This window comes from Brevibacillus sp. IT-7CA2, from assembly GCF_949767855.1.
Classification (GTDB): domain Bacteria; phylum Bacillota; class Bacilli; order Brevibacillales; family Brevibacillaceae; genus Brevibacillus.
The window spans coordinates 40,329-66,913 of the sequence record NZ_CATKQT010000011.1 but is presented as its reverse complement, the minus strand read 5'-3'; the positions used below and the strand labels follow the sequence as shown (position 1 = coordinate 66,913).

The 26,585-nt window shown below is 45.3% G+C and carries 28 protein-coding genes and 1 pseudogene; 22 read left to right on the top strand and 7 right to left on the bottom strand.

From position 1 onward, the window contains the following. The first annotated feature begins 5 nt into the window (after positions 1-5). From sbnB to ACM6JA_RS06845, 5 genes are all read left to right on the top strand, one after another. Complete coding sequence (gene sbnB, locus ACM6JA_RS06865) at positions 6-974, top strand: 2,3-diaminopropionate biosynthesis protein SbnB (RefSeq protein WP_414851714.1); 969 nt, start codon at positions 6-8, stop codon at positions 972-974. 24 nt (positions 975-998) lie between these two features. Next, positions 999-1,760 (top strand): ParB N-terminal domain-containing protein, encoded by a 762-nt coding sequence (locus ACM6JA_RS06860; protein ID WP_414852225.1) that lies wholly within the window; start codon positions 999-1,001, stop codon positions 1,758-1,760. 154 nt (positions 1,761-1,914) lie between these two features. Then, a complete protein-coding gene (gene edeA / locus ACM6JA_RS06855; RefSeq protein ID WP_414851713.1) occupies positions 1,915-4,974 on the top strand; it encodes a cyclic peptide edeine export ABC transporter EdeA in 3,060 nt (1,019 codons plus the stop codon). A 129-nt stretch (positions 4,975-5,103) separates the two neighbouring features. After that, positions 5,104-5,391 (top strand): hypothetical protein, encoded by a 288-nt coding sequence (locus ACM6JA_RS06850; protein WP_414851712.1) that lies wholly within the window; start codon positions 5,104-5,106, stop codon positions 5,389-5,391. A 255-nt stretch (positions 5,392-5,646) separates the two neighbouring features. Beyond that, positions 5,647-6,564, top strand: a complete 918-nt coding sequence (locus ACM6JA_RS06845; protein ID WP_414851711.1) for an aldo/keto reductase — start codon at positions 5,647-5,649, stop codon at positions 6,562-6,564. A 10-nt stretch (positions 6,565-6,574) separates the two neighbouring features. Here ACM6JA_RS06845 and ACM6JA_RS06840 read toward each other — a convergent pair whose 3' ends face one another. The 5 genes from ACM6JA_RS06840 to ACM6JA_RS06820 all read right to left on the bottom strand — a co-directional run bounded on the left by ACM6JA_RS06840 (position 6,575) and on the right by ACM6JA_RS06820 (position 9,867). Further along, positions 6,575-7,216, bottom strand: a complete 642-nt coding sequence (locus ACM6JA_RS06840) for a DUF3885 domain-containing protein (RefSeq protein ID WP_414852224.1) — start codon at positions 7,214-7,216, stop codon at positions 6,575-6,577. 86 nt (positions 7,217-7,302) lie between these two features. Further along, entirely contained in the window at positions 7,303-7,695 is a 393-nt protein-coding gene (locus ACM6JA_RS06835; protein WP_007727272.1) for a YkvA family protein, read from the bottom strand. 63 nt (positions 7,696-7,758) lie between these two features. After that, positions 7,759-8,184 carry a GNAT family N-acetyltransferase gene (locus ACM6JA_RS06830; protein ID WP_414851710.1) on the bottom strand — a complete coding sequence of 142 codons (426 nt, stop codon included), beginning with the start codon at positions 8,182-8,184 and terminating at the stop codon, positions 7,759-7,761. 102 nt (positions 8,185-8,286) lie between these two features. Further along, positions 8,287-9,270 (bottom strand): zinc-dependent alcohol dehydrogenase family protein, encoded by a 984-nt coding sequence (locus ACM6JA_RS06825; RefSeq protein WP_414851709.1) that lies wholly within the window; start codon positions 9,268-9,270, stop codon positions 8,287-8,289. 387 nt (positions 9,271-9,657) lie between these two features. Further along, complete coding sequence (locus ACM6JA_RS06820) at positions 9,658-9,867, bottom strand: CDGSH iron-sulfur domain-containing protein (protein ID WP_414851708.1); 210 nt, start codon at positions 9,865-9,867, stop codon at positions 9,658-9,660. Positions 9,868-10,057: 190 nt separating this feature from the next. On the opposite strand from ACM6JA_RS06820, the gene ACM6JA_RS06815 reads away from it, so the two are divergent. Beyond that, positions 10,058-10,228 carry a tryptophan RNA-binding attenuator protein inhibitory protein gene (locus ACM6JA_RS06815; RefSeq protein ID WP_039961263.1) on the top strand — a complete coding sequence of 57 codons (171 nt, stop codon included), beginning with the start codon at positions 10,058-10,060 and terminating at the stop codon, positions 10,226-10,228. A 90-nt stretch (positions 10,229-10,318) separates the two neighbouring features. Here ACM6JA_RS06815 and ACM6JA_RS06810 read toward each other — a convergent pair whose 3' ends face one another. Next, positions 10,319-10,693, bottom strand: a complete 375-nt coding sequence (locus tag ACM6JA_RS06810) for a DoxX family protein (RefSeq protein WP_414851707.1) — start codon at positions 10,691-10,693, stop codon at positions 10,319-10,321. A 172-nt stretch (positions 10,694-10,865) separates the two neighbouring features. Between ACM6JA_RS06810 and ACM6JA_RS06805 the strand changes: the two genes are divergently transcribed. The 5 genes and pseudogenes from ACM6JA_RS06805 to ACM6JA_RS06785 form a co-directional block, all read left to right on the top strand. Further along, on the top strand, positions 10,866-11,552 hold the full coding sequence (locus ACM6JA_RS06805) for a response regulator transcription factor (RefSeq protein WP_414851706.1): 687 nt from the start codon (positions 10,866-10,868) through the stop codon (positions 11,550-11,552). Next, positions 11,545-12,546: a sensor histidine kinase gene (locus ACM6JA_RS06800; RefSeq protein ID WP_414851705.1), complete on the top strand. Its 1,002-nt coding sequence runs from the start codon at positions 11,545-11,547 to the stop codon at positions 12,544-12,546. Before ACM6JA_RS06805 ends, ACM6JA_RS06800 begins: the two co-directional genes overlap by 8 nt. A gap of 85 nt (positions 12,547-12,631) precedes the next feature. After that, on the top strand, positions 12,632-13,315 hold the full coding sequence (locus ACM6JA_RS06795; RefSeq protein ID WP_414851704.1) for an ABC transporter ATP-binding protein: 684 nt from the start codon (positions 12,632-12,634) through the stop codon (positions 13,313-13,315). Then, positions 13,312-15,909: an ABC transporter permease gene (locus ACM6JA_RS06790; RefSeq protein WP_414851703.1), complete on the top strand. Its 2,598-nt coding sequence runs from the start codon at positions 13,312-13,314 to the stop codon at positions 15,907-15,909. The genes ACM6JA_RS06795 and ACM6JA_RS06790 overlap by 4 nt, the downstream gene beginning before the upstream one ends. 92 nt (positions 15,910-16,001) lie before the next feature. Further along, positions 16,002-16,148 (top strand): annotated as a pseudogene (locus ACM6JA_RS06785) (winged helix-turn-helix transcriptional regulator); the annotation flags it as partial. An 85-nt stretch (positions 16,149-16,233) separates the two neighbouring features. Here ACM6JA_RS06785 and ACM6JA_RS06780 read toward each other — a convergent pair. Further along, positions 16,234-16,761 carry an isochorismatase family protein gene (locus tag ACM6JA_RS06780; RefSeq protein ID WP_414851702.1) on the bottom strand — a complete coding sequence of 176 codons (528 nt, stop codon included), beginning with the start codon at positions 16,759-16,761 and terminating at the stop codon, positions 16,234-16,236. A gap of 117 nt (positions 16,762-16,878) precedes the next feature. Between ACM6JA_RS06780 and ACM6JA_RS06775 the strand changes: the two genes are divergently transcribed. The 11 genes from ACM6JA_RS06775 (at position 16,879) to ACM6JA_RS06725 (ending at position 26,569) form a co-directional block, all read left to right on the top strand. Further along, positions 16,879-17,520 carry a hypothetical protein gene (locus tag ACM6JA_RS06775; protein WP_414851701.1) on the top strand — a complete coding sequence of 214 codons (642 nt, stop codon included), beginning with the start codon at positions 16,879-16,881 and terminating at the stop codon, positions 17,518-17,520. A 104-nt stretch (positions 17,521-17,624) separates the two neighbouring features. Then, positions 17,625-17,984 carry a YmaF family protein gene (locus ACM6JA_RS06770; protein ID WP_414851700.1) on the top strand — a complete coding sequence of 120 codons (360 nt, stop codon included), beginning with the start codon at positions 17,625-17,627 and terminating at the stop codon, positions 17,982-17,984. Between the two features lie 129 nt (positions 17,985-18,113). Continuing rightward, the gene (locus ACM6JA_RS06765) at positions 18,114-18,815 is read left to right on the top strand and encodes a YjjG family noncanonical pyrimidine nucleotidase (protein ID WP_414851699.1); all 702 of its coding nucleotides are present in this window, start codon (positions 18,114-18,116) and stop codon (positions 18,813-18,815) included. 73 nt (positions 18,816-18,888) lie between these two features. Next, positions 18,889-20,718 (top strand): UbiD family decarboxylase, encoded by a 1,830-nt coding sequence (locus tag ACM6JA_RS06760; protein ID WP_414851698.1) that lies wholly within the window; start codon positions 18,889-18,891, stop codon positions 20,716-20,718. A 216-nt stretch (positions 20,719-20,934) separates the two neighbouring features. Then, complete coding sequence (locus tag ACM6JA_RS06755; RefSeq protein WP_414851697.1) at positions 20,935-22,905, top strand: BglG family transcription antiterminator; 1,971 nt, start codon at positions 20,935-20,937, stop codon at positions 22,903-22,905. After that, positions 22,865-24,010 (top strand): amidohydrolase/deacetylase family metallohydrolase, encoded by a 1,146-nt coding sequence (locus ACM6JA_RS06750; RefSeq protein ID WP_414851696.1) that lies wholly within the window; start codon positions 22,865-22,867, stop codon positions 24,008-24,010. Before ACM6JA_RS06755 ends, ACM6JA_RS06750 begins: the two co-directional genes overlap by 41 nt. Before the next feature lie 104 nt (positions 24,011-24,114). Continuing rightward, positions 24,115-24,372 (top strand): hypothetical protein, encoded by a 258-nt coding sequence (locus tag ACM6JA_RS06745; protein ID WP_414851695.1) that lies wholly within the window; start codon positions 24,115-24,117, stop codon positions 24,370-24,372. 32 nt (positions 24,373-24,404) lie between these two features. After that, on the top strand, positions 24,405-24,767 hold the full coding sequence (locus ACM6JA_RS06740) for a glycine-rich SFCGS family protein (protein WP_007727312.1): 363 nt from the start codon (positions 24,405-24,407) through the stop codon (positions 24,765-24,767). A 3-nt stretch (positions 24,768-24,770) separates the two neighbouring features. Further along, positions 24,771-25,109, top strand: coding sequence for a DUF4312 family protein (locus ACM6JA_RS06735; RefSeq protein WP_069844825.1), 339 nt, complete (start codon positions 24,771-24,773; stop codon positions 25,107-25,109). Between the two features lie 21 nt (positions 25,110-25,130). Continuing rightward, complete coding sequence (locus ACM6JA_RS06730; protein ID WP_017249035.1) at positions 25,131-25,919, top strand: DUF4311 domain-containing protein; 789 nt, start codon at positions 25,131-25,133, stop codon at positions 25,917-25,919. Continuing rightward, positions 25,919-26,569 carry a DUF4310 family protein gene (locus tag ACM6JA_RS06725; protein WP_007727318.1) on the top strand — a complete coding sequence of 217 codons (651 nt, stop codon included), beginning with the start codon at positions 25,919-25,921 and terminating at the stop codon, positions 26,567-26,569. The genes ACM6JA_RS06730 and ACM6JA_RS06725 overlap by 1 nt, the downstream gene beginning before the upstream one ends. The last annotated feature ends 16 nt before the right edge of the window (positions 26,570-26,585 follow it).

Here is a 26,585-nt window from a genome sequence, read left to right as displayed (position 1 = left end):
GTACGATGTTATATCTAAATACGAGTGATATTGAAAAGGTCGGCAAGAATTGGAAGGAAACCATTGATGTCATTGAACATGCTGTGCATTCCTTACAAAAGGAAGATTACGCACAGCCGATTAAACCATACTTGCGATATCATGACGTGTCAAACCGCATTATTGCCATGCCAGCATTTGTAGGCGGAGATACTTACATGGCGGGAATCAAATGGATTGCCAGTTTCCCGAAAAACCTCCAAGAGGGTATCCAACGCGCGCATTCGATTACCATCCTGAACGAAGCCAGAACAGGTAAGCCTGTGGCAACGATTAATACGGCCCTGGTCAGCGGCATTCGAACTGCTTCTGTTTCCGGTCTTCTCCTCAAGCATTACGAACAAGTGCGTCCCCTGCAAAATGTAACGGTCGGAATTATCGGATTTGGTCCGATTGGCAGACTTCATCTGCAAATGGTAACTGCCTTGTTAGGAGAGAAGATCGACAAGGTAGTTCTCTATGACATTGCGGGTATCCAGCAGGAGCATATTCCAGCTGAGATAAAAGAGAAAACGGTTATCGCGCAAACGTGGGAAGAAGCATACTGCGAGGCAGATGTGTTCATCACGTGTACGGTATCACCGCATGGTTTTATTGACAAGCAACCAAAACGTCATTCTTTGTTGTTAAATGTGTCGTTACGCGATTTTACACCAAAAATTCTCGACTATACCCGCTCCATTATCGTAGATGACTGGATCGAAGTTTGCCGTGAAAACACAGACATCGAGATCATGCATCTGGAGAGAGGCTTGCAAAAAGAAGATACCAAGTCCATCACAGATATCGTTTGCCTTGACCAGATGAAAGAGTTTCCACAAGATGAGCCCATCATGTTTAATCCGATGGGGATGGCGATTTTTGATATCGCCATTGCTGCCTACTATTACAAACAAGCACTCTCGCAGGGGATCGGAACTCACTTGCAAGACTAACTGGAGGTTACCATTTTGTACGATGTGCTGGCAAATCTAAAACTGGTAGAGTCATCTCGTATTTGTTTGCACGAGTCACATGAAAACAAGCGACTTCACAAGACCAGACAGATCATTGAGGAGGAAGGGATTTTGCGCCATCCTCCGCTGGCAATTCTCATGCAAAACGGCCAGTATTTGATCATTGATGGGGCACATCGGACCTTTGCTCTTCAAGAGCTTGGGTGCAAACATATCCCCGTACAGGTAGTGGAGCATGAGGATTTTCACTTGGATATGTGGGATCATATCGTGCCAGTCGCTGCATGGTTGCAATCAGTGGAGCAGGATTCTGTGTTTCGGTGGGAAACAGATCGCTTACGAGAAACGCCTGTGGCAGAAATGAAGATAGGGAACAAGGAACGCTTCTATCTGTATCCAAAGGAGAATCGGCAGGATGATGAGTGGCGAATGACGCTATGGCGTCAATTAGTGGACAGTTACAACTATAGCCACCCGGTGCATCGTCTGCCCACTGGGATGCTCGAATGGCCAGAAACAGGAGCCGCCTTGATACGGTTCCCGCCAATCAGTCTGGCGGAATTGGAGCGTATCGTATCGGAAGGTCATGTTTTGCCTGCGGGTGTTACCCGTTTTGAAATAGAGGGGCGTCTATTAAACTTGTGTATTCCGATTAGCCTATTGAAACAGGAGCAAATCGAGCTAGAACAGTGGGAGCGATTGGTTAAAAAATGGAGAGAAACCTTGCGCCTCTACTCGAAACCCGTGTATATGTGCGATGCGTAATAAGAAACCGTGGCGAGTTTGATTCGCCACGGTTTCTATCCAATCCCAATTACATCACGTACTGGTTGCGGTCTTTCCCACAGACGCAGTGCCTAAAAAGGAGTGGATCATTCTGCAAAAAATCATAGATAAGTCGATACGAAAACTAGCATTCTTGCTGATGTGTCTGGTTCTCGTACTTTCCGGAAGTATGCCCGTGTACGCCGAAACGAGCGTTCGACAGGATACGGAAATCGCAACAGCAATTGAACAGCTGGTCAATAAAACCATGGAGTCGGAAAAAATCCCGGGTGCAGCCGTTGTGGTCGTCAAAGAGGGGAAAACCATTTATAAGCAATCGTTTGGTTTCTCTGACACCCAGAAGCAAGAGCCGGTTACTGCTGACACATTGTTTGAAATCGGATCGAACTCCAAAGCGTTTACGGCGCTAGCCGTTCACCAGCTTGTCGAGCAAAAACGACTTTCGCTGGACGACCCGGTTCAGAACTATATCCCGTGGTTTCGTGTTACCTATCAAGGACAACAGGAAACGATTCTGATTAAGCATTTGCTGTATCATACTAGCGGGATTCCTTTTGAAAGCATTGGTTCCATCCCTATTTCCTCCAGTGAGAATGCGATCGAAGAAACTGTGCGAGCGATCAATCATTCTGAACTGGTTCGCAAGCCAGGGACCGAGTATGAATACGCCACCATTAACTACGATATCTTGGGCTATGTGGTCGAGAAAATCACCGGAGAGTCCTATGAGCAGTATGTGCAGCAACAAGTCATTGCCAAATTGGGGCTAACCGATACCTTTTTGAAGGCACAGGCACCCGTGGAGGAGATGGCAAGAGGGCACAAAATCGAGTTCTTTTCCCCACGTGTGTATGATGCACCGGAATATCGTGGAAATACGCCAGCGGGTTATGTCGTGTCCAATATAAATGATATGGAACGATGGTTGCAGATTCAGTTGGGGTTGGAGGCATCTGCGTTTCGTCCCGAACTGGTGCGTGCTTCCCATCTTCCTGATCGTTCGGTAGCTCCTGCTGCAGACGGTTTCTCGTATGCGTCAGGCTGGATGATATATCAGGATGGTGGAGGGCAAATTTCGCACGGCGGCAATAACCCTGCATTTTCTTCGTACATGGTATTTCGTCCAGAGGAAAAGCTAGGCGCCGTCGTTTTGACCAATATCGATTCGTTGAACGCATTTGTTATCGCAGAAGGGGCCGTCAATCTCGCACTAGGGAAAGAAGCTCCCGTAGTCGTGTCTGACACCAATCTTCAAGCGGATCGTATGGCAAGCATTTCTCTCGTGATCCTTGGTATCCTTTTGTTGTTACTTGGTGGGGGGATCGTGCAGATTTTCGTGCAAGTCTATCGAGGTGAACGAAAACTCTCCGCGAATGCGGGGCGAATCTGTTTTGCATCCTTTGTTGCATTTGTTGTCATGGGAGGTGTTTTGACAGCCGCCTTATACTATTTGCCGGATGTTTTTTTTATGGGCTTACCATGGGCGTTCATCGAGGTCTGGCTTCCGATCACCATTTTTTACGCCATGTACGCATTGGTGGCAGGACTCGCTCTGTTTAATGTCTACATCACACTCATCCGCTTGTTCCCGAAATCGCAAGAAACATCCATGACGTCTATTGTCATACAGGGACTTATTAGCGGATTTGGGAATGCGCTGATTATTTTTATGATCAATCTGGCGCTCACTTCTACGAACAAATTTCATGCAGCCATTTTCCTGTATTTTCTCCTGGGTATCTTGTTATATATCGTCGGGGAGAAAATGATGCGTAGCCGACTGATTGTGATCACAAATGAAATCGTATACGAAAAAAGAATGGAACTGATCCGCAAAATTTTTCGGACCCCTTATCAAAAGTACGAGACACTTGATAACGGTGAAATTTATGCGGGGTTAAATAACGATACGGAAACGATCAGTACATTCGCCAATAGTGTCGTTGTGGCATTGACGAGTGCGGTTACACTCGTGTTTTGCTTCATTTATCTGGGCTCGCTGGATCTATACGGATTTTTGTTTTGTCTGGCTGTCATTTTTTTGGCTGTAGGCTTGTATACGCTGGCAGGTCGCTTTGCAAACAAAGTATGGGAGGAAACCAGAGACATCCAAAATGTATTTTTCTCCTATATTACCGATATGATCGGAGGCTTCAAGGAGCTGTATCTGACGCAGGCACAACGAAAAGAATTCGAAGAAGACATGGAAAGAAGCTGCTCGGATTATCGACATAAGAAATCAGCTGGCCAATTTAAATTTGTGAACGTGTATTTGATTGGGGAATTGCTTTTCGTTGTGGTAATCGGCACGGTTGCCTTTTTATTCCCGGTTCTTTTCCCTTCGCTTCAAAAAGAGATGCTGATTAGTTATGTGTTTGTCTTTCTGTATATGACTGGGCCTGTTCACGGTATTTTGAATGCAGTACCGGAGCTGATTCGGATCAAGATCAGCTGGCAGCGACTGAATGCGTTGCTGGATTCGTTATCAGTGGAAACGAGAAGAGAAGAGGAAAGCTTGGTTGAGCGGAGCTCGCAAGACTTTGAGTCATTTTCAACTGAACAGGTGCGTTTCCGATACAAAAACAAGGAGGGCGAAGAGTTTTCCGTAGGGCCGCTGGACTTCTCCTGCCAAAAAGGGGAAATCGTCTTCATTGTTGGTGGTAACGGTAGCGGGAAGTCAACGTTTGCCAAGCTGATTACCGGATTGTATGAGCAGGATGAGGGCGAGTTTTTCATGAACGGCCAAAAAGTGAATGCTGATCAACGCTGCGAATTCTTCTCCGCGATCTTCAGTGATTTCTACCTGTTTGAGAAGATGTATGGAATCGATTACCAAGCGAAGCAAGAGGAAGTGAGCAAATATTTAGAGGTGCTTCGCATCGCTGACAAAGTAGAAGTGGATGAAACGGGAACGTTTAGCACGACAAAGCTGTCTACGGGTCAGCGTAAGCGTCTTGCCTTAATGCTCAGTCTGGTAAGAAACCGGCCTATTTTCCTCTTCGACGAGTGGGCAGCGGACCAAGATCCTGAGTATCGTCAATTCTTTTACGAATCCTTGCTGCCAGAAATGAAAAGACAGGGCAAATGTGTAATTGCGATCACACACGACGATCGCTACTTCCATCTTGCTGATCAGGTAGTGAAAATGGAGAGTGGGCGAATTATTTCGCAGCAAACGTTTGCGCATGCCTGATGGAAAAGCACGATTGGAATCGAAACTTTTGAGTGGTTCATGAGTATTTTCATGTAGGTAAACCCGAAGGAGGGTGTGCGATGAAGGAAATGAACTACGGTCATTAACTTCCCAAAAAGGAGGTTAGTGATGAGTAGAAGTTATAAGAAATTCCCGGTTGTAAAAGACAAGAGTGGGACAGCTAAAAAGTTCGCAAAACGGTTAGCAAGTAAGGCTGTAAGAAGATACAGCTCTGGCATTCATGCGGGACGTATGTATCGGAAAATTTTTTGCTCATGGGTGATTAATGATTACTGGTTTTACAAGTCATTTCGAGAGGCTATTCGAGCGTGGGAGACAAGCAATGTCCCTAAGGTGAAGGCGAAGACGAGAAAACAAATCATCAACGAATGGGCGAAATATTACTACCGAAAATAGAAGAATCACGGGTGTACAGGGAAGTTACACCAAACAAAGAGTCCTTCCATGGTAATTGGGGAAGGACTTTTTATTTGTACCATTCCCGCAGGATTCTCAGTCTTGTGAGTTGAATAAACCAATGAGCTCTCATGATAATCCGTTTTAACAAGCCCGGCTCTCTTAGCCTGTACATCCATTTCAACATGGATCGCCTTCCTTTTGAAACGATTGTTTCGAAATGACACAATGAAAAAATGGAATCGGAGGATTGACATGAGAACCATACCACTCGGCACGAGCAAGTTAGAAGTACCAGTCATCGCAATTGGGTGCATGAGGATTGGGTCACTAGACAAGCTGCAAGCGGAGCGATTCGTACAGACAGCGCTTGAAGAAGGGGCGAACTTCTTCGACCATGCAGATATTTATGGAAAAGGCAGATGTGAGGAAGTATTTGCAGAAGCGATTCAGATGAGCCCTAGCGTTCGCGAGCGTATCCTTTTGCAATCGAAATGTGGCATTCGTCCTGGCATGTTCGACTTTTCCAAAGAGCATATTTTGAATGCAGTGGATGGCATTCTAAAACGACTAAAAACTGAATATTTGGATGTATTGCTGCTGCATCGCCCAGACACGCTTGTCGAGCCGGAAGAAGTAGCGGAAGCGTTCGATCTTCTGGAAAGCACGGGTAAAGTGCGCCACTTTGGCGTCTCCAATCAAAATCCGATGCAGATCCAGCTCTTAAACAAATATTTGAAGCAACCAATCGTCGCTAACCAGTTGCAGCTCAGCATTATGAACGCGACGATGATTTCGCAAGGCTTCAACGTCAATATGGAGAACAATTCGGCTGTGAACCGCGATGGGAGTGTACTTGACTTTTGCAGGCTGCATGATATTACGATTCAGCCTTGGTCGCCGTTCCAATATGGATTTTTCGAAGGATCTTTCGTTGGGAACGAGAAATTTCCTGAGTTGAACAAAAAAATCGATGAAATGGCAGCTAAATATGAAGTGTCCAACACGACAATCGCCATCGCTTGGCTACTACGGCACCCGGCGAACATGCAACCAGTCATTGGCACGACGAATATCGACCGAATGAAAGAGTGCGTGAAAGCAGCTCATATTCGCTTGACGCGAGAAGAGTGGTATGACATCTATCGTTCTGCCGGAAATGTGTTGCCTTAACTGATTCCGTTTACGAAAATACCTGATCGATCTTGGCTCTGTCATAGTCTAATATCCAATGCGAATAGCTTTCATATATCCCTCTGATTGTTTCAGGAGAAGTGGCTACTAAATCACAGCCTCGATCGTCATAAATGTGAAAGATGGTATGTTTGCTGGTATTGATAAAATATACCCGATGAAAAATACGTGGCTTTAATCCCATATCCTGACGGCAGATTGCTTTTATCATTGGAACATATGCAAAGTCGGATGTCTTGCACTTCAAGAAGAACCGATGCGTTAGATAGGCTTCATTCTCATCGTCTTCTGGAAAAACATAAGGGATGGTGTGTTGTTGCAGCTTATACAAAAGTGATTTTTTCTTCACATACTTGGAAAAGACGTTCAATTTACGTTTGAAAGCTCCGCCGTCTCCAAAATCGTTAACATCCACTACGATATAGATGTCATCGTTAGGTGCATGTAAAGTCTTACATAAAGTAATCGCTCGCGTATAAACCCCTTGTAAATAGGGGCAATTTTCATAAACATGATGGTAATCGTAGTTCACACCTAGCTCAAAACGGATTCCAATATCCCAGCTATAAAACAAAGGTGGTCTAAGCATTAACGCTGGAAATGTATGATGTAAATACTTGTGTAACGCCATCAAAGCACCTCGCTCTACTAGAATCATTCGGAGAAAATAAATAGGAGAGAACAGAGACTCTCCTACCAGCCATTGAATGATTTTTCCTATTCCTGTAAAAAATCTTTTTGTTTCCATTCTTTGTATAGAGTAAGGTCGCTGCTCACTTGTCGAAACACCAATCCAATGATTGTCGCGTCATCTAGTAAACCAACAACAGGAATAAAATCTGTGATGGCGTCTACAGGTGAAACAAAGTACAAAATCCCGCCGATAATCATCAAGATGGATTTAACAGGGATTGTTCGGTATTTTCCACTCGTCCAATCACCGAAAATACTAAAAAGTAGCTGTAAATTCTCCCAAACATCTCCGATCGCTTTTTTATCTGCTTTTTTCATTGCTTTTTTTAGGAGATTAGATGCTTTTTCTTTATCGTTCAGATATTCAGAGGCTTTTGATTCGTAATTTTTAAGAAACCTCTTTTCATGTTTAGCCATAGGACCCCCTATGTTTCGTCGAAGCCAAAAAGGGCGAGAAAACGCTCATTTTTGGCTTCGGTGTTATTTAAACCACTTGTACATCCCTACAGAACGAGGAGCCGTATAGGCAAACCCGAACTGTTCGTATAGTTTATCCGCAGGAACATCAGCGATCAGGCTCACATAGGCGGTCTTGGGAGCGTTTTTATCTAAATAGTCCATGAGGTGCTGCATGATGACCTTTCCGAGTCCCTTTTTCTGGTGTTCCGGAACTACGGCAATGTCCACAATTTGATAAAAACAGCCACCGTCACCGATGATTCTTCCCATTCCAATCGCGGTTTCTTCATGAAAAAGGGTGACTGCAAACACTGTATTCTTCAATCCGATCTCTGCTGCTTCTCTAGCTTTTTCACTTAAACCAGCCTGTTTCCGCAATCTTACGTAATCTTCGACGCTAGGAGTATTTTCGTAAACCGTATAGTTCTCAAAAAGAGGGGTAGTCATGATTTACTCCTTTTACATCTAAATTTTCGCTACAGCGAGAGCTTATCATTTATTTTGCTCGTAGAAAAGTAGCGTTTAGGATGTAAGAGTGCTTCCAAGCAATTACACCAAGATGATTTTCCCCGTACGATGACAGCTCTCCGCAAATTGCACCGCCTCTATTACATCATGCAAAGCAAATTTCTCTCCAGGCTCTTCTAAAAGGAGCTTCCCATTCTGAACGAGCTCGATGACTTTCTCAAACGTTTCGTGCCAGGTAGACACGGATACGCGTTGATTCCAATGGCGCAATAAAAACAATTGAGGGAGAACGCCAAGCTCTTTCGAGATGATCGACCAATCCACTTGAACTCCAGATAAAAGGCCTAACGACAAGAAAATCCCGCCAGCACGTGTAGACTTCGCCAGTTCTAAACCATCTGAACCGCCAATGGAATCAATAGACGCATGAGCACCTTGTCCGTTCGTTACACTCATGATGGCATCATAAGTCGACACACATGAACTGTCGATGACCTGCCACGCCCCGAGTTGCATCAACTCCTCGGTATATCTTGCGTTTCGGACGATGGCGATCACCCTAAAATCGAAAAGAGCGGACAGCTGAATAAACAAGCGACCAATGGCTGAGTTGGCTGCATTGACTAGCAAAACCTGATGAGAAGACAGTTGTAGAGTCTCATTGCAGATGACCCACGCAGTGATGGGGTTGATGTACAACCGACTGGCGATATCATCTTGGATCGAATCGGGAACCGCAATGGCTAGCTCTGCTGTCGTTTTTACGTATTCTTGCCACGTACCCTCACCGCGCAAAGGCAGAACACGTTTACCGATAAGAGAGCGGGGAGCCAAAGGACCTGTATCAATAACGGTACCAACCCCCTCATAGCCAGGAATGGCGGGAAGGTTGATGCGATGCTTGTACGCACCACGAATCGGGATGACATCAGAAGGATTTATAGGACGTGCGCTCATTTTCACCAAAATTTCACCTTGCTTCAGAGGCTCAATCAACCGCTGTTCAATCTTCAATACTTCATGGGGTTCTCCAAATTGAGCGTATCGAACTGTTTGTGCATACATGGTTGTGCACTCCTAACTTTGTCAGCCATAACCGAATGAAAGATAGTTCTTCGTCATTGCGTATGGGATCGGAATGTCTTTATCTTAGGTATAAAAAATATACGCCGTCAATCAAAACGAGAACTATGGAAACAACAGTAAACCAGATGGGGGTATTTTTCATGAGATAGGGCTCACTTTCCCTTGCGGAATGTTAGCTATTCAGGACAATCAAGAAAAATAAGACCGCTCCTAAAAATCCCGTGATGGCTGCAGACATAAGATATTGATTCGGGTTATGGATGACTTGTCGCATCTTCAAAATTATACCAATATTTCAATGAAGAAACAATTTGACATAAAAAGCGATTGATAAATGAAAAAAGAGCGCATCTGCGCTCTTTCGAATCATGTTTCTGCTCGTGGTGCACTTTCAAAGCCTACTTTTTTATGCGTGCCATCACAGAACGGTTTCTTCTCGGATTGACCGCATCGACAGAGTGAAAAAGATGAACCGACTTCATACTTGTCACCTGCTCCATCCAGCAATTCAACTGCACCCGTAACACGAATTGATCCATTGTCGTTAATCTTGATGGTCACTTTTTCTTGATCCACATGTCATCCCTCCTTTTTTACTATCTTTACCTATTATGATTTCAAGCAGAAGGGTATGTAGTAAATAATTGCTGCACTAGATGGGAAGAGCCTGCCGTTGCGATAGTGAACTTGCTGGCAGAACATGACGAATTCGTGTTAAAATCAGGACAAGGTACGGTTATTTTTAGCAGGGAAAGGGTTTTGTCTCATGACGATTTCAATGGATGACTTAGAGCAATCCTGCTGGGAATGCAAAGGCAAGGGGATTCTTGTGAATGAAAACAAGCAAGAGGAATCATGCCCCAAATGCCAAGGTAAGGGAGCGATTCTTACCGCCCAAGGTCAGACCCTCCTACACTTTATAAAAAAGCACTTGTAAACGAACGAGCTTGAAGAAAAAGCGGGAGGCCGTCAGATCCTCACCTGGTTACGGGTGGGAACTGGCGGCCTTTTTAGCGAGCCATAGATATTAAATCGACGTAGCATGATTCGGCTGTTTTTTGCTACCACTCTGGCGACCGATAAGCAAGAAAACAAGGAGTAAGACAAACGGAATCACTACAGTAGTCGTGTCACCGTGTAAAAGAAGAGTGATTGTAGCACCAAGCATAATCACTGCGAGCGTATAAGCGGCGTAACGTGTATACTTTTTCATCAGTAAGCCCAATCCGCCGAGCACTTCGCCTAAACCGATTACAACTTGGAACCAATGGGGAAACCCGAATGCTTGGAAAGCGAGTGTTGTTTCTGGATGCCCAATCAGCTTATAAATACCAGATGAAAAAAACATCAAGCACAACCCTACGATCAATACCCATTTTGCGAAAATACGCAGACCTATCATACCGAAAGCCTCCAATCGTTTTGTTGATGGATTTTAGTATAAACGGTCTATTATGACATCTTTTGTCATATAGCAATGACTGAACGATCTGTAAAGGATGCAAGATATTGCAAAAGAAGAAGTAATTGATTATTTTAAACTAAAATTATGATGATAGTGGGGAGGATTAACCTTGAAGGTTTTAGTAGTTGAAGATGACAAGACCATTGCAGATGGTTTGCACTATTCGCTTTCCAGTGAGGGTTATGAAGTAGTTCTTTGTGAAGGGAAACAAACTGCAATTGAAACAATCAAGCAACAACGTTTTGATATTTATTTACTGGATCTAACTTTGCCAGATGGAAATGGCTATGAGATTTGCGAATATGTAAAAGAAAATCAGGATGCACCTGTCATCTTCTTGACGGCGTGTGATGATGAAATCAATGTGGTTCGGGGGTTAGATATGGGAGCGGACGACTATATCACAAAGCCGTTTCGTATCCGGGAGCTGATTAGCCGAATGAAGTCATCCCTTAGGCACTACCAAAAAGAACCCACCCCGACTGACAAAGTGAAGATTGGAAATGTTGTCGTAAATACAAAACTGGCTAAAGTGTACAAAGGAACCGAGGAAGTGATGCTGACTGCTTTAGAATACCGTTTGCTGTTGGCATTCATAAATAGTAGAGGGCAAGTTCTGTCCAGAAATCAGTTGTTAGAGGGCATTTGGGATCTAGATGGTAACTTTATCAATGACAATACCCTTTCTGTCTACATTAAGCGGCTTCGAGAAAAGTTGGAGGATGATAGCCAGAATCCCAAAGTGATAGAAACCGTACGCGGACTTGGCTATCGAATGAGTGAAAATCATGCTTAAAAACAAAGAAATACAGAAGTTATGTATGTATAGCGTGGTTATTTCCATCATTGGGATCACAATTCTTTGGATAATCGATTGGAAAGCGGGGATTGTGGCGATTGCCATGGTATTTCTGCTCCTTTCCTGTTTTTTCCTGTTTACCCGAAAACGTTATCAGGACATCAGTAAGCTCGCTTATTATTTGGCTTCTGTATATTCAGGCCAACCCACGATGGATATTAGGGATAACGTTGAGGGTGAATTGAGCATTCTGAAAAATGATATTTATAAAGTTACATTAACGTTGTCCGAGCAGTCTACTCTTCTGAAAAAGGACAAACAATACTTGGCAGATACTCTTTCGAACATCTCCCATCAACTAAAAACGCCACTTGCCTCCATGTTTGTCATGGCTGATTTGTTAAACAACCCTAGTCTGCCAAAAGACAAGAGGGATGAGTTCTTGGGCAAGATTATCAATCAGTTGAAGCGTATTGAATGGCTCGTGACTTCATTGCTCAAGCTGTCCAAAATCGAAGTGCAGAGCGTTATTTTCAAGAAGGAATTCGTATCTGTCAAAAAAATGATAAACAAGGCATTAGAACCACTCCTTGTCCCCATAGAATTAAAAAATCAGGAGCTTTCTTTTTCCTGTAAAGAAGACCTTTTCGTGTATGGAGATGAAAACTGGACGGTAGAAGCCATTTTGAACGTAATTAAAAACGGGATTGAGCATACGCCGGTCGGGGGACGTATTACTATTTCGTGTGAGGAAACAGCATTGTATACACAAATTGTCATTGCCGACAGTGGCAAGGGGATTAGCCCGGAAGATGCTCCACACATTTTTGAACGTTTTTATAAAGGGAAGAATGCTGGAGCGGATAGTATTGGAATAGGGCTAGCCATGTCTAAAACAATCTTGCAAAGTCAAAACGCCGATGTGTTTATGGAAAGCCAGATTGGTGTAGGAACAACATTCAAAATCAAATTCTACAAGCAAATGATTTAGATGACAAAATTGTAAGATTGAATGTCACCGACGAGACATCTTTGGCAGCTATTCTATACGTAATAACGAATCTAGGAGGATCATGATGGAGATTTTACGAGTAGAGAACCTGTCAAAGACGTACGGTGATGGCGAAACAGCTGTTACTGCACTGAACGATATCTCGTTTTCCGTACAAAAAGGGGAGTTTGTGGCGATCATTGGACCATCTGGTTCAGGTAAGTCTACCCTTCTGCATATTCTGGGGGGCGTTGATACGCCCACATCCGGTAAGGTGATTGTTGACCAGACTGATATATACGCGATGGATGAAACGGCACTGGCCATCTTCAGACGCAGACAGATTGGACTTATCTATCAATTCTACAATCTAATCCCTGTCCTTACTGTAGAGGAAAATATTACCTTACCATTGCTGTTGGACGGTAGAGAAGTAAATCAAGAAATCTTTTCCGGTATCGTAGAGACTCTAGGTCTTCAACAGCGATTAAAGCATCTGCCAAACCAGCTTTCTGGAGGTCAGCAGCAGCGTGCGTCCATTGGCCGTGCCTTGATTAGCAGTCCCGCCATTGTATTGGCTGACGAGCCTACGGGGAATCTAGACAGCAAAAACAGTGCTGAGATTGTGAAGCTCTTGAAAAAACTACACAAAGAACGGCATCAAACCCTGATTGTTATTACACATGACGAAAACATTGCCTTACAAGCGGACCGTATTATTGGCATTTCGGATGGCAGGATTTCTAGAGATGAGGTGATCCGGCGATGAATATCGTAAATCAGCTCACATTACGCTATATGAAGCAGAATAAGAGCCGTACCCTTGTTACAATCATTGGGGTTGTCATTTCTGTCGCAATGCTTACAGCAGTATTTTCGATTAGTAGTTCTTTCATGGATATGATGCAGAGAAACGCGATTGCCTACTCTGGTAAATGGCAGGCAGCTTTTCTTGATGTTGCAGGAGAAGATGTTGCGGTTATTACAAATACAGAAGCGATTGAAAGATACGACATTGACCAGAAGCTCGGATTTGCACGACTTTCTAACTCTCCAAACAGCGTGAAGCCCTATTTGTATATTACTGGACACAGTAATCACGATGTAATAGGGGTGAGCCTAATTGATGGGCGTTTGCCTCAGAATGAAAATGAACTGGCACTTTCATCGCAGTATCTTCGAACCGCTGGTGTAAGCTTGAAGGTTGGAGAGGTAGTCACATTAAATTTTGGTAAACGTAGCTTGAATGTGGATGGGAAGAGCGAGACGTTGGGCAACAATGATGTCTACCAATCAAAGGAAGTCTTTACGCCTACAAAGACGAAAACATACACGATTACCGGGATTGTTCAAGCACCAGATAAAGAGCAGGAAGTAATGGCTGCATACCGTGCATTTAGTGGTCTTTCCGAGGGTGATTTAGCGGAGGGTTCTCCCTATACGGTAAGTGTTGAATATAAGGATTTTAAAGGTTTAGGGAATGACATTTACGAAACGAGTGACACGATTGCTAGTAAGGTAAGCGGAGTAAAGGATCAAGTTAAATCGAATGGAGTAAAAATCAAGTACAATCGGGACCTGTTGCTTTATTCCGGGATTTCGAATGATTCCCACTTTCTTAACACGATGTATCTGGCAGTTCTTACCGTTGGAATTATCATTCTGATTGGATCTGTCTCACTAATCTACAACGCGTTTGCGATCTCGCTTTCAGAGCGTAGTCGAACTTTAGGGATGTTATCTAGCGTAGGGGCGACTAAACAACAAAAAAGGGCTTCTGTATTTTTTGAAGCTGCTGTGATCGGGGTCATAGCTATTCCAGCTGGGTTGTTTTTTGGGTCCATTGGCATTGGTGTTACTCTCCATTTGCTCAGCCCATTCATTCAAAAAATGTTTGTAGTTAGTGAACCGATGCGATTGGTGATAGAGCCGTACAGTATGATTGCTGTCATTTTGTTTTCCATTTTGACACTGCTCATTTCTGCATGGTTTCCAGCAATGAGGGCATCGAGAATTACGCCGATAACTGCGATCCGCCAGACAAAGGATATCGAAATAAAAGAAAAAGAAGTTCGTACATCCCAAATGACCCGTAAGTTGTTTGGATATGAAGCGGAACTAGGATTAAAAAATCTGAAAAGGAATAAACACCACTATCGCTCAACTGTCTTTTCTCTTGCGATCAGTGTAATCTTGTACCTAGCAGCTTCTTCCTTTTCGTTGTATATGGATAAGTCCTATAATATGGCACAAGCACCGCTACCATATGATCTGTCAGTATACGCAAGGGGAGCCGATCTGGAAAGGGTAAGGTCATTAACAATTGAATTGATGTCTGTCCAAAACGCAACAACAAAAGTGAAGACCCAAAATATCGGTGCTGATCTATTCCTCAACGAAAACGAGGTTACCACAGACATCTCCAGTCGCCATACTCTTAATCCAGATGGGAAATACTTCATGTCTGCAAACATTGTTTCTCTTGATGAAGCCTCTTTTGCAGCGTACCTGCAATCTGCGGGGATTGATACAAAGAAATTGGAAGGTGACGAGATTTCTGCAATACTTGTCAATCAGTTCACCTTGAAGGAAAAACATAATTTTACAGATATCTCTCAACTCACAGTCCAAGAGGGATCAGAACTACCTCTCACTTTGATTGAAGGAGCTAAAGTCCGAATTGCTTCTATCACGGATAAACGTCCACCTTTTATGCTACGCTACCAGGAAGATGCTTTTATGGTGACATTTGTTGTTTCTGAACGAGGCTTTGACAAGCTACGAGAACGAGGTAACGCTATGCTGTCTGAGCAAGTTACCAGCGAGGTTCAATTTACAACAGAGCAGTCTGCGGCATTGGAAAATGAAATAAACCAGATTATTAACGAATATCCAGATGTACATGTCTATACTACCAATCTGATTGAGGAGCGTCAGGATGCAATGAATCGCGCCACAGTCACATCCGTATTCCTTTATGGGTTTGTGGTTCTCATCGGACTCATTTGTATGGCAAATATTATCAACACGATTTCGACAGGGATGGCCTTGAGAAAACGTGAGTTTGCGATGTTGGCTTCCATTGGCATGACGCCAAAGGGCATGAAGAAAATGCTACGCTTCGAAGGATTCTTTTATGGAATGAAGTCGCTTATTTACGGTTTACCGATTAGTTTATGTGTGATGTTTTTCATCTACATGAGCCTTAGCCGTAATTTTGAATTTGCTTTTACGGTGCCTTGGGCGGATCTCATAATTGCAGGGATAGGTGTATTTTTCATTGTGGGTACATCAATCCTCTATGCGACTAGAAAACATAAAGAACAGAATATCGTTGAATCGCTGAAGAACGAAAATATCTAATTTAGAGCACAAAAACAGCTGGTTTACACGATATGGTGTAACCGGCTGTTTTTAGACTAAATCCGGGAACATGGTGTGCAAAAAGGTACCAAACCAATCGGGAAGATGGATTAGTCAGCCGAGCCGTCTATCATCAGGTTCCTTTAAAAGTCGAGTATTCACTTAGTGAGGAAGGTGAGAGCTTGCGGACGATCTTGAATCTGATGTGTGAGTGGGGGGTAGCGCGTATCCATAAATAAAATGACATATATGAAAAACTCGCCATTTAATCCCCGTTGGGAAATCGACGGCGAGTCCTCGGATAAAAGGTACAACCTGCTCACATCATTTGTATTTTTCAGCGTACTCGGCGTAGTTTACTACTTCAATGACACTCGACCAACGGAGAACGGTTCCTACAAACTGTTTAATGTCTAATCCTTGCATGCCGTATGATTCGGCAGTATTGGTTGTACCAGTCGCGTCCTTAATGAAAGTCACTTTATATCCGCGATCATAGGCAGCGATCGCCGTAAACATACAACAAAATTCCGTTTCAAAGCCAATGATAAAAAGATGATCGACCCCTAACTTTTCTAAAGTCTGTGTGAGTTCAGTTTGGAAGAAGGAACTAGGGGTTTGCTTCTCGATCGAGTAATCGGAATAGTCTTTTAATGAAGGGTGTATTTCAGAACCGATAAAGCTTCTATTCAGTGGACTTTCTTCTGCATCATCGATATGTCTGATAAAAATGACAGGACGATTGCTCTCTTTAAAATCTTTGATCACCTGTTCCATCAAAAAAAGTGCCTCTTTGTATTCCCCACAACTCACAATTCCGTTTTGCACATCAATCACTAAGAGTGCGTTCATTGCTTCACCTTCCTTCTACCATGTAGAGAGATAATTCGGAAGGAAAGAGTGTACTTCCTGCAAGGTAAATACCATGAGATAATGGAGGGAAGGAAATAATAGGAAAGGTTGAATTAGATGAGAGTTTCATTTTACTATGCATTCATACTTGTTGCCTTTATTCTCGTTACAGGATGTGGTTCAAACAATTCAAGTACTTCATCCGTGTTTTCCAATTTAGCCACGCAAGGCTCTTCTTCCACGAGTGAAGGTACAGAGGCAATTGCGGAATCAGAAAATAATGCCGCTACGTACCTTTCGTTGGCTGTACTCGCCTTACATGAAGTGAATGGCTTTGAAGCTGGAGAAGAATTTCCACCGGAATCCAAAGCGTTTTTGGCAAAGCATGCTCATCTGTTTCCGGCAACCGGGGATAAGGTGAAGGAAGCCCAGCAATTAGTCGATCAAAATGTACAACCGAAACATATCAATAAAAATATTTCCAAGTATCATGCCTCGATGATTCAAGATAAAGGAACGGTGTTGAGCATCGAAGAGGAAGAAATACCAGAAATCGGGACTTTTTCTGTCTTGCATGTCGTCAATGACGAGGAGGATAGCTACCAAGTTGTTTACCTAGGTGCATTAGATATCTATGAAGATGATACGGTTGAATTTGTGGGGGTCCCAACCTTGCTCTCTGGCTTCGATAATGTAAGTGGGGGATACACGAATTCGATCATCATTGCAGGGAGCTATGTAGGAAAAAGCGCGAATTAAGCTAGGGTAGTATGGATTTTCGTAGAAAACAAGCTGTTGACCAGTTCACCTCCTTGTCTACCTGAATATTGTGGTAGCAAGCCAAGGGTGGAAGGATGGAATAAATGGCGAAAAAAAATAGGATGAAATGGAAGTTAAAACGAAAAAGTACAACGCGAGTTCAAAGACATGTTCATGAGTTTTTAGGTAGTACGCAGCTTGCAGAACAAGGAGCAGATCGACATAATCACCGTTTTGCTGGCGTCACCGGTCAAGCAATCCCGAGAGGAAACAGCCACGTTCATGTCATTCGATCTAGCACAGATTTCTTTAATCATCTGCATGGTGTGAGAATTGTTACTGGACCTGCCATTCCGGTTGGGAATGGAAAACATGTTCATTTCGTACGTGGATCGACCACGTTTAACGATGGTCATGTTCATCGATTCAAATTCGCGACGTTGATCCAGAAGCCGCTCCTCTAAAAATCTTTTACGGCCTCGAATGATACAGTTCGAGGCTTTTTGTATGCAGTTTGGCCTTCTGTTTTTGATATGATAGAAAGGTGTTAGTTTGTACGAATACTTGATCAGTAAAGATTTATGGAGGGTGACATGCGCTATCAAGTCATATTATTCGATGTAGATGATACACTTCTCGACTTCAAAACGACAGAAGAAAATGCACTGCAAAAGACGTTTTCCCAGTTTGGACTTGCCACGGGATCGTCGGATTATGGAGCGACTTACAAAGAGATCAGTAAAGGATTGTGGGAGGATTTAGAAAAGGGGCGAATCACTCTAGCAGAGCTGGGTGTAGAGAGATTTCGAAGACTTTTCAATGCTGTTCAACTAGACGTCGATGCTGCGGCGTTCGGCAGCGCCTATCTCGAATCATTGGGCAAAGAAGTGCATTTGATACCGGGAGCGGTTGAGTTGTGCAACAGTTTGGAGGATTGCCGCTTGGGGATCATTACGAATGGGTTCGCCTCTGTGCAAACGGCAAGAATTGCCGCTTCACCGCTTTGTAACTCTTTTGAGTACTTGATTATTTCCGAAGAGGTCGGCTACAAAAAGCCGGATCGGGAGATTTTTGAATACGCGTTTTCCAAACTGCAATTGACAGAGAAGGCGAACGTATTGATGGTGGGAGATTCGTTGACCTCCGATATACAAGGGGGAGCCCATTACGGGATCGATACGTGCTGGTTCAACCCTCTGGGCAAGGAAAATCAGACGAGCATTCAGCCAACGTACGAAATCAGAGAACTGAGCGAGCTTCAAGAAATTGTGCGGAAGGGTAACGTGAATTTGTAGGATCTTTCCTGTATGATTAGAGGGTATTGATCTACAGGTAAATCTAGAATCTAGTGATTGGAGCCCTATAGATATGTATCAGAATTTAGAAGAGTGCATCCTGGACTTGGAAAGGCACGGACATTTGGTCCGTATTCGCGAAGAAGTAGATCCCTATCTGGAAATGGCCGCGATTCACTTGAAGGTGTACGAAGCTGGGGGACCAGCATTGCTGTTTGAAAATGTAAAAGGCTCAAAATTTCGTGCGGTATCCAATCTTTTTGGCACAATCGAGCGCAGCAAGTTTATTTTCAGAAGCACCTGGCAAGCCGCTGAAAATATAATTGCCATGCGCAATGGTCCGATGAAAGCGCTAAAGCAGCCATTTAAAAATATCGAGAACGGCTTTGCTGCTTTGAAAGCATTGCCTGCCAAAAAATCCACTAGCATGCCAGTAACTGCGCAGGAAATCAACATAACCGACCTTCCACTCATCCAAAGCTGGCCAATGGATGGCGGAGCTTTTGTCACGCTGCCCCAAATCTATTCGGAAGATCCGGACAAGCCTGGAATCATGAATTCCAATTTGGGTATGTACCGTGTGCAGTTGACTGGTAATGAGTATGAAGTAAACAAAGAAATTGGCTTGCACTATCAAATCCATCGTGGAATCGGTGTCCACCAAGCCAAAGCGACCAAAATGGGGATGCCGCTAAAAGTAAGCTGTTTCGTTGGCGGGCCGCCAGCACATACTTTATCGGCTGTCATGCCGTTGCCAGAAGGCTTAAGCGAAATTACTTTTGCAGGCTTGCTTTCTGGGCGTCGTTTTCACTACAGCTATATCGATGGTTACTGCATAAGCAATGATGCGGATTTTGTCATCACAGGAGATATTTATCCTGGAGATACGAAACCAGAAGGACCATTCGGCGACCATCTCGGCTATTACAGTCTGATCCATCCATTCCCTGTGATGAAGGTAAAAAAAGTGTATGCCAAGCCGAATGCCATCTGGCCATTCACAGTTGTGGGACGACCGCCACAAGAAGATACGTCATTCGGTCAACTGATTCACGATTTAACGGGCGATGCGATCAAGCAAGAAATCCCAGGTGTAAAAGAAGTCCATGCTGTAGATGCTGCCGGTGTGCATCCGCTGCTGTTTGCCATCGGAAGCGAGCGATATACGCCTTATCAGCAAGTCAAACAGCCGACGGAGATGCTCACCATAGCCAACCGCATTTTAGGGACTGGCCAATTGAGCTTGGCCAAGTATTTATTCATTACCGCAGAAGAAAATCGACCATTGACGACGCATGATGAAGTTGATTTTATGACCTATATTTTGGAGAGAATCGATCTGCATCGGGATGTTCATTTTTATACGAACACGACTATTGATACGTTGGATTATTCGGGAACAGGCTTAAACAGCGGCAGTAAGGTTGTCCTCGCTGCTTACGGCGATCAAAAACGAGACCTGTGCAAAGAGGTGCCGGATGAGCTGAAGGATTTGCGAGAGTTTGAGAATGCACGCTTGATCATGCCAGGTGTGGTGTCGATCCAAGGTCCTGCTTTTACCGATTACACCAGTGCGCAGCAGCAATTACAGAATCTGTGTGACGCGATTCAAGCGAGAGGGCCGATCCCGTCTTGCCCGATGATCATCCTTTGTGATGACAGTACCTTCATGAGCGCGTCTCTTCAAAACTTCCTGTGGGCAACCTTCACACGCAGTAATCCATCCCACGACATTTACGGCGTGAACAGCTACTACGAGAACAAACATTGGGGTTGCGATAATTTGATCATTGATGCACGTACCAAGCCCCATCAAGCACCACCATTGGTACCAGATCCAACTGTCGAGAAAAATATCGAACGACTGTTTGTCAAAGGTGCGAGCTTGGGAGGAATCCTTTAAGTAAGCTCTTTCTAAAAGTAGAGGTCCGTAACCTTTCGTTGCGGGCTTTTTTTCCTATTTTCATCAGGGTCATCTTTTTCATTCATGTCGAATCGAACTGATAATTGCAAAGATTGCACGATCGATGGGGAAAGGAATCGTTCTTTACCATCAAGAAAGCGTTTTCTATAATGAATCTCAAGCAAGGACACAGCTTTTTATGGAAAGGAGAAAGGAATGGTCTTTTTAACCACACGTTCCCATGCATTACTGAAAGTGATACTCGACAGCTACTATCCGCTGAAAATTAAGGACGTCGCGCGCGATTTCCAGGTAAGCGAACGTACCGTCAAGTACGATCTGGATAACGTCAGGCAATGGCTAAAGGAACGAAATGTCATCCTCCATTCTCAACCGAATAAAGGGCTGTGGATCACGGAAGAACAAGAGCATCGAAATGCTTTGAAGGAAAATTTGCAAAGTGATGACAGCAAGACACTCATTCTGCCGCAAAAGGATCGGGTCAAGCATTTTTTGTTCATCCTTCTGCTGTCAGAAGGGTATCAGCGGATGAACGATTTGGCCGACCATATGGGAGTCAGTCGCAATACCGTCGTGGCTGATGTCAAGGACGCGGAAAAGCTGCTCGATGGCTGGCGTCTCGAGCTCGTCGCGAAGCAAAGGTACGGTGTACGGGTGGACGGGAGTGAGCGGCACAAGCGGTATGCTCTCGAAAACTTGATTCACGATCTGTTGGATGGAATCGACATGTATCGGATGGTACAAGGGATGTTTTTAGAAAATGGACAAGAAGCGAGAACAGGTCCGTTATTGGAGAAATGGCTGATCAGCCGGACAGAGTTAGGGGAGATCATTCATAGCATCAAAGCATGGATGAATGCTGCTGCGGAGACGCTGGCAGACCGAGCACTGATTAGTTTACTGATTCGCTTATGCATTGTCGTCCATCGTGTACAGCGGGGCCAATTGGTCACTGCGGATGATGCTGAGATGGGAGAAGCGAGGCATTGGAGCGGGTACGAGCTGTTTTCACACGAGGTTCGAGCATTATGTCAACGATTGAACGTCGCTATTCCCGAACACGAGATTGCATATGCGTGCCTTCCGCTGTTAGGGACCGAACAGGTGCCAAGAGAGGCGCGTGCAGGTAGGATTGTTTTGGATGTTTTCCAGGCAACCAAGGAGCTAACGGAAGCGGTTAGTAGTCGGATGCTGGCACCGTTGTACGAGGATCAGGAGCTGCTCAGACTGCTTTTTGCTCATCTGGATGACAGTTTGAACCGTTATCGTCAGGGCGTTCTTTTTGCGAATCCACTGACGGAGGAGATTCGCCGTTCATATGCACGGATGTTTGATGCAGTTAAACGCTCTTGCGAAGAAGTATTTTGGCATCACGGGGTCTATTGGCTCGATGCAGACATTGCTTACTTTGTACTGCATTTCCAAGCAGGTTATGATCGATGGCTGGAGCAGAAAAAGGCAGATGCGCTCGTCGTTTGCGGAACAGGCAGAGGGACTTCACGGTTTTTGAAAACGTACTTGGAAAGCGAATTGCGTTCACTTCGGGTCGTAGGCCTGTGTTCCAGCACAGAGGTAGAGAAGTATTTGGCGAGTCGTCGCGTAGATGTCATCATCAGCGTATTGCCGATCAAAGCAGAGGTGCCTGTTGTGATGGTTAGTCCTCTTCCAACACGCCAAGATATCAACCAGATTCAGAACTGTCTGGAAGCTTTGCAAGTGGAGGGAGGAAATCGACAGCAGGCTGTGAATGCTCGCAAGGAAGCTTGGTTTCCTACGCTGACTGCTGATCTCAACCCGTCAGATTTGCCCGTGGTGGAGAGACTGTCCCAGGACGTTATCTGCAAAGGGTATGAGATCAGTCAAAAAATCGTGACTGCTTTTCGGGAGTACGTAACGGAACAAACGGCAAGTGGACTGACGCTGCACCTGCTGCTGATGGTGAATCGACTGGCTTTTGGCTCACCCTATCAGGAGGAGTGGGAATCGTCGGCGGAGGCAGAATCGAAAGAATGGAAGGCATGGCGTGAAAAGCTGAACCAATTGATGGCTGAGGCAAACCTCCAAGTTCCGCCTAGTGAAGTGACGGCCATTATGCGCTATTTTTCAGGAAAGGGGATGGTAGAGAGTGAAAGTGGATCTACTCATACGCAACGGACGGGTCATTGATCCTTCCCAGAACCTGAACGGGCACTATGATCTTGCCATTCGGGAAGGGCGGATCGTTGGGTTGTATGAGAAAGGGAAGACAACCGATGATCAAGGGATGAATCTGGAAAGCAAGGAGACGATCGATGCAGAGGGATATGTGGTGACACCCGGTCTGATCGATCTGCACGCTCACGTTTTTCCGACAAAGACGAGTTTGGGTGTAGCCGCGGATCGGGTCGGGGTCGAGCAAGGAGTGACGACCGTAGTAGATGCTGGTAGTGTCGGGCTATGGTCGTTTGATGCTTTTCTTGAAGAAGCCGTGTATCCTTCTGTCACTCGTGTTCTGGCATTTCTGAACATTTCAGGGGATGGCTTGTGCACAGGCGGCGGGGAGCTCGCAGACATGTCGCGGTTAACCCCGAGAGAAGCGGCAGCCCTCATAAGAAAACAACCGATATTACGAGGGATAAAAGCCCGCATGAGCGGTTCTGTCGTCAAGCAAAACGGGATCCATCCCTTGCTCATAGCCAAGGAAGCGGCGAGGGAAGCGGGCGTACCCATGATGGTGCACATCGGAAACGCTCCGCCAGAACTCACGGAAATATTGCCTTTACTAGACCGAGGAGATGTGGTGACACATGCGTTTCACGGGAAAAAAGGAGGAATGTTTGACGAACGAGGCGAGTTGATTCCAGAGGCGCAAGATGCGTTGGAGAGGGGAGTCTTACTCGATATCGGGCACGGCGAAGCGAGCTTCAGTTTTCAAACACTGCGTCATGCACAGGCCCAAGGTATTATGCCATATGTCATTAGCACGGATGTTCACCAGCGCAACATCGATGGTCCTGTGCACAGCTTGACGCACACACTCACGAAGTTTCTCGCTATGGGCTACTCGCTCGACGATGTGATTGCGGCGAGTACGCTTGCGCCCGCACGAATTCTCGGGCTAGAAAACGAGATCGGGACGTTGAAAGTAGGGTCATGCGCGGACGTATCCATTTTGCAGATGAAAAAAGAGCCGACAATTTTGACGGACAGTGAACAAGAAACGGTGGAGACAAAGGAAAGAGTAGTGGCTTATCAAGCGATTACTTCGGGAAAGGTACTGACATGCAAATGATTGATGACATCCTCAAGGAATTGACTGAGACAAAATCGGATTATTTAACTGAAATTTCTGAATCAAGAGAGATTCTCCGAAAAATTGAGGAGGAGTTCCGCCTCATGGAGATTCATATACCGCGAGAGCGTTGGCTGGCCATCGGAGCTCATGTACTGGCATTTGTACGACGGATGACAAACGGTGAAAGGCTGCCCGTGATTGAAGCGGAGTTATTCGCCGAAATTCATCCCGATATGGTTACGCTCTCGCACAAAATCCTCTCGGAAGAAAAGAGTGCGTGGCAGGCAGATGATACAGAAGCGTTTCTGTTAGCGGTTCATTTTGAAGCGATCCGTGCCATGCAGATGGGGCCATCGTAAAAAATCGCTATGAAAACAAGGAGGGCATGTATATGTCTAAGGTAAAAATCGTGATTGGTGATCGTCTTGGAAAAGGACAGAACATCGCAAAAGGAATCGAAGCTGCTGGCGGGACTGCGATCGTCATTCCAGGTGTTGGCGCTGATATGAAGGTAGGAGATGTCATGGTTAGCGAGAGTGCAGATCTCGGGCTGTCCTTTTGCGGAAGTGGTGGGGCAGGGGCACTGACTGCCAAGACCAAGTATGGTTTTCCGGTCGAGTACGGCTTGCGCTCAGTAGATGCTGGTATTACTGCCTTGCGTAGCGGCAAAAAAGTGATTGGCTTTGGCTTCATGGATACAGAAGAGCTGGGCAGACGCATGGTGGAAGAATACATCAAGCTGGGAGGGAAGTAATCCATGTACACGGAGACGACGCAGACCTTGCGATTATCCGGCAGTGGGGATACGAAAGAGGGGGCCTTCAACAAGATTTTTTCCCAAATCAAGCATGTAGTGGCGAGACAGACGAGTGATTTGGTCGTGCGAATCGAACCTGTAGGCGTTTCTATTGTGTCTGCGACAGAAACAGTGAAGCATGAGCGATTTTTTGGATTGTTCTTCCCACGCAAGCGGACGCGGTATGACATTACCGTAGATATTCAAGTGAGGCTAGGGCTGGTCCAGGTAGAAAACATAACATTTCAGCAGCAGACCGAGCAGACTGCGGGTATGGGGCAGTTGGTTCGTCAGCGATAGAAGCAGACAGGGGGTAGGTTCATGGTTACTTTGATGATTGTGTTGAAGTCGATCGTCATCGGGGCATTGGTCGGCTTCGGTGTTGGTGCGGGGGCAGCGAGGATGTTCCATGCACCCAATGTCCAAGGGATGGGAGCATTCCGGACTTTTGGAGAGCTGAACGCATGTGCGGGCGATCCCATTTCCCACTTTTCATTTGGGCTTGGCTTTTTGTTTAACTCATGGGCATCTGTTGTCGGTGCAGGTGCGTTGACGCAAGATGTGGATCATCGCGTCATCCCGAACTGGGCGGCGGCCGTGTTGCTCTGGCGCAACAAGAATGTTGCAGAGACGTTGCATAATCCGAAGCAAATGGCGATTGCCGGAGCAGCAGTCGGTGTCGTTGTGGTCACCTTATTGAATTCCACAGCAACGGCGATTCCTGAATCGATGCAGCTCGTAGCGACGAAGGTACTGGTTCCAGCTGCGAACTGGTTGATCAACCCGATCATGCCGATTGTGTTCTGGATGGCGGCAATGGATGCAGGCAAACGGACAGGGATTTGGGGAACAGTCTTGGGCGGTTTGTCGCACTTGGTCATGGGGAATGCGGTACCTGGAATCGTCTTGGGTATTTTGATCGGCAAAGGCCTAGATGACAGTGGTTGGAACAAAATTACGAAATCCATGTTTATTGCAGTCATTCTCTTGTTTGTATTCAGTGGCTTCTTCCGCGGTTTTGATGTCGCACTCTTGAAGAGTATGTACGTGGAAATTCCACAGTGGTTGATAGAGCTTCACGAAACATTCGGATCGGTGGTGAAAAAGTAATGGGTGAATTGCAGGCAAAAGGATTTTGGTATTCAGAATGGGCATTTCCCCTTTTTGTTGCGTGCTTGTCTTCAGGAATTTTTGCGGGTACTCATCTTTACTATGTGTATCATGTCGGTGCCTTTAACGATATCGCCATCGTTGCGATGCTGGAGGCGGGGATCAAGGGTGGCGGATACGGTGCGGCTGCTGCGTTTGGTGCGAGCTTTTTGTTCGCCCGCATTTTGGAGGGACCGCTGGTTGGGATTCTCGATATTGGCGGCTCGTTGCAAACAGGTATTGGGATTGGCGTTCCAGCGTTGATGCTGGGAGCAGGCTTTACAGCTCCATTGACTTCCTTTCCTTTGGCGCTGGCGACAGGTGCACTCTTGGGCTTCATCATTGGTACCGTGATTATTATGATTCGGAAGTACACGATCAACGCATCGAACTCCACTTTTGGTGCGGATGTCATGATGGGAGCCGGAAACGCAGCAGGTCGATACTTAGGTCCATTGATTGTCATTTCTGCGATAATGGCTTCGATTCCAGTTGGACTCGGCGCAACAGCAGGAGCAGCGATTTTTTACTATTACAACAAACCGATTGCGGGTGGTGCGATTATCGGAGCCATGATCCTCGGGGCCATTTTCCCAATCCCGACACAATGAGAGAAGAGTGAAGAGT

Excerpts from the sequence above, each read along its gene's own strand:
- sbnB (WP_414851714.1), top strand. The coding sequence starts at position 6 with ATGTTATATCTAAATACGAGTGATATTGAAAAGGTCGGCAAGAATTGG.
- ACM6JA_RS06850 (WP_414851712.1), top strand. The coding sequence starts at position 5,104 with ATGAGTAGAAGTTATAAGAAATTCCCGGTTGTAAAAGACAAGAGTGGG.
- ACM6JA_RS06845 (WP_414851711.1), top strand. The coding sequence starts at position 5,647 with ATGAGAACCATACCACTCGGCACGAGCAAGTTAGAAGTACCAGTCATC.
- ACM6JA_RS06840 (WP_414852224.1), bottom strand. The coding sequence starts at position 7,216 with ATGGCGTTACACAAGTATTTACATCATACATTTCCAGCGTTAATGCTT.
- ACM6JA_RS06835 (WP_007727272.1), bottom strand. The coding sequence starts at position 7,695 with ATGGCTAAACATGAAAAGAGGTTTCTTAAAAATTACGAATCAAAAGCC.
- ACM6JA_RS06830 (WP_414851710.1), bottom strand. The coding sequence starts at position 8,184 with ATGACTACCCCTCTTTTTGAGAACTATACGGTTTACGAAAATACTCCT.
- ACM6JA_RS06825 (WP_414851709.1), bottom strand. The coding sequence starts at position 9,270 with ATGTATGCACAAACAGTTCGATACGCTCAATTTGGAGAACCCCATGAA.
- ACM6JA_RS06815 (WP_039961263.1), top strand. The coding sequence starts at position 10,058 with ATGACGATTTCAATGGATGACTTAGAGCAATCCTGCTGGGAATGCAAA.
- ACM6JA_RS06810 (WP_414851707.1), bottom strand. The coding sequence starts at position 10,693 with ATGATAGGTCTGCGTATTTTCGCAAAATGGGTATTGATCGTAGGGTTG.
- ACM6JA_RS06800 (WP_414851705.1), top strand. The coding sequence starts at position 11,545 with ATGCTTAAAAACAAAGAAATACAGAAGTTATGTATGTATAGCGTGGTT.
- ACM6JA_RS06795 (WP_414851704.1), top strand. The coding sequence starts at position 12,632 with ATGGAGATTTTACGAGTAGAGAACCTGTCAAAGACGTACGGTGATGGC.
- ACM6JA_RS06790 (WP_414851703.1), top strand. The coding sequence starts at position 13,312 with ATGAATATCGTAAATCAGCTCACATTACGCTATATGAAGCAGAATAAG.
- ACM6JA_RS06780 (WP_414851702.1), bottom strand. The coding sequence starts at position 16,761 with ATGAACGCACTCTTAGTGATTGATGTGCAAAACGGAATTGTGAGTTGT.
- ACM6JA_RS06775 (WP_414851701.1), top strand. The coding sequence starts at position 16,879 with ATGAGAGTTTCATTTTACTATGCATTCATACTTGTTGCCTTTATTCTC.
- ACM6JA_RS06770 (WP_414851700.1), top strand. The coding sequence starts at position 17,625 with ATGGCGAAAAAAAATAGGATGAAATGGAAGTTAAAACGAAAAAGTACA.
- ACM6JA_RS06765 (WP_414851699.1), top strand. The coding sequence starts at position 18,114 with ATGCGCTATCAAGTCATATTATTCGATGTAGATGATACACTTCTCGAC.
- ACM6JA_RS06760 (WP_414851698.1), top strand. The coding sequence starts at position 18,889 with ATGTATCAGAATTTAGAAGAGTGCATCCTGGACTTGGAAAGGCACGGA.
- ACM6JA_RS06755 (WP_414851697.1), top strand. The coding sequence starts at position 20,935 with ATGGTCTTTTTAACCACACGTTCCCATGCATTACTGAAAGTGATACTC.
- ACM6JA_RS06745 (WP_414851695.1), top strand. The coding sequence starts at position 24,115 with ATGGAGATTCATATACCGCGAGAGCGTTGGCTGGCCATCGGAGCTCAT.
- ACM6JA_RS06740 (WP_007727312.1), top strand. The coding sequence starts at position 24,405 with ATGTCTAAGGTAAAAATCGTGATTGGTGATCGTCTTGGAAAAGGACAG.
- ACM6JA_RS06735 (WP_069844825.1), top strand. The coding sequence starts at position 24,771 with ATGTACACGGAGACGACGCAGACCTTGCGATTATCCGGCAGTGGGGAT.
- ACM6JA_RS06730 (WP_017249035.1), top strand. The coding sequence starts at position 25,131 with ATGGTTACTTTGATGATTGTGTTGAAGTCGATCGTCATCGGGGCATTG.
- ACM6JA_RS06725 (WP_007727318.1), top strand. The coding sequence starts at position 25,919 with ATGGGTGAATTGCAGGCAAAAGGATTTTGGTATTCAGAATGGGCATTT.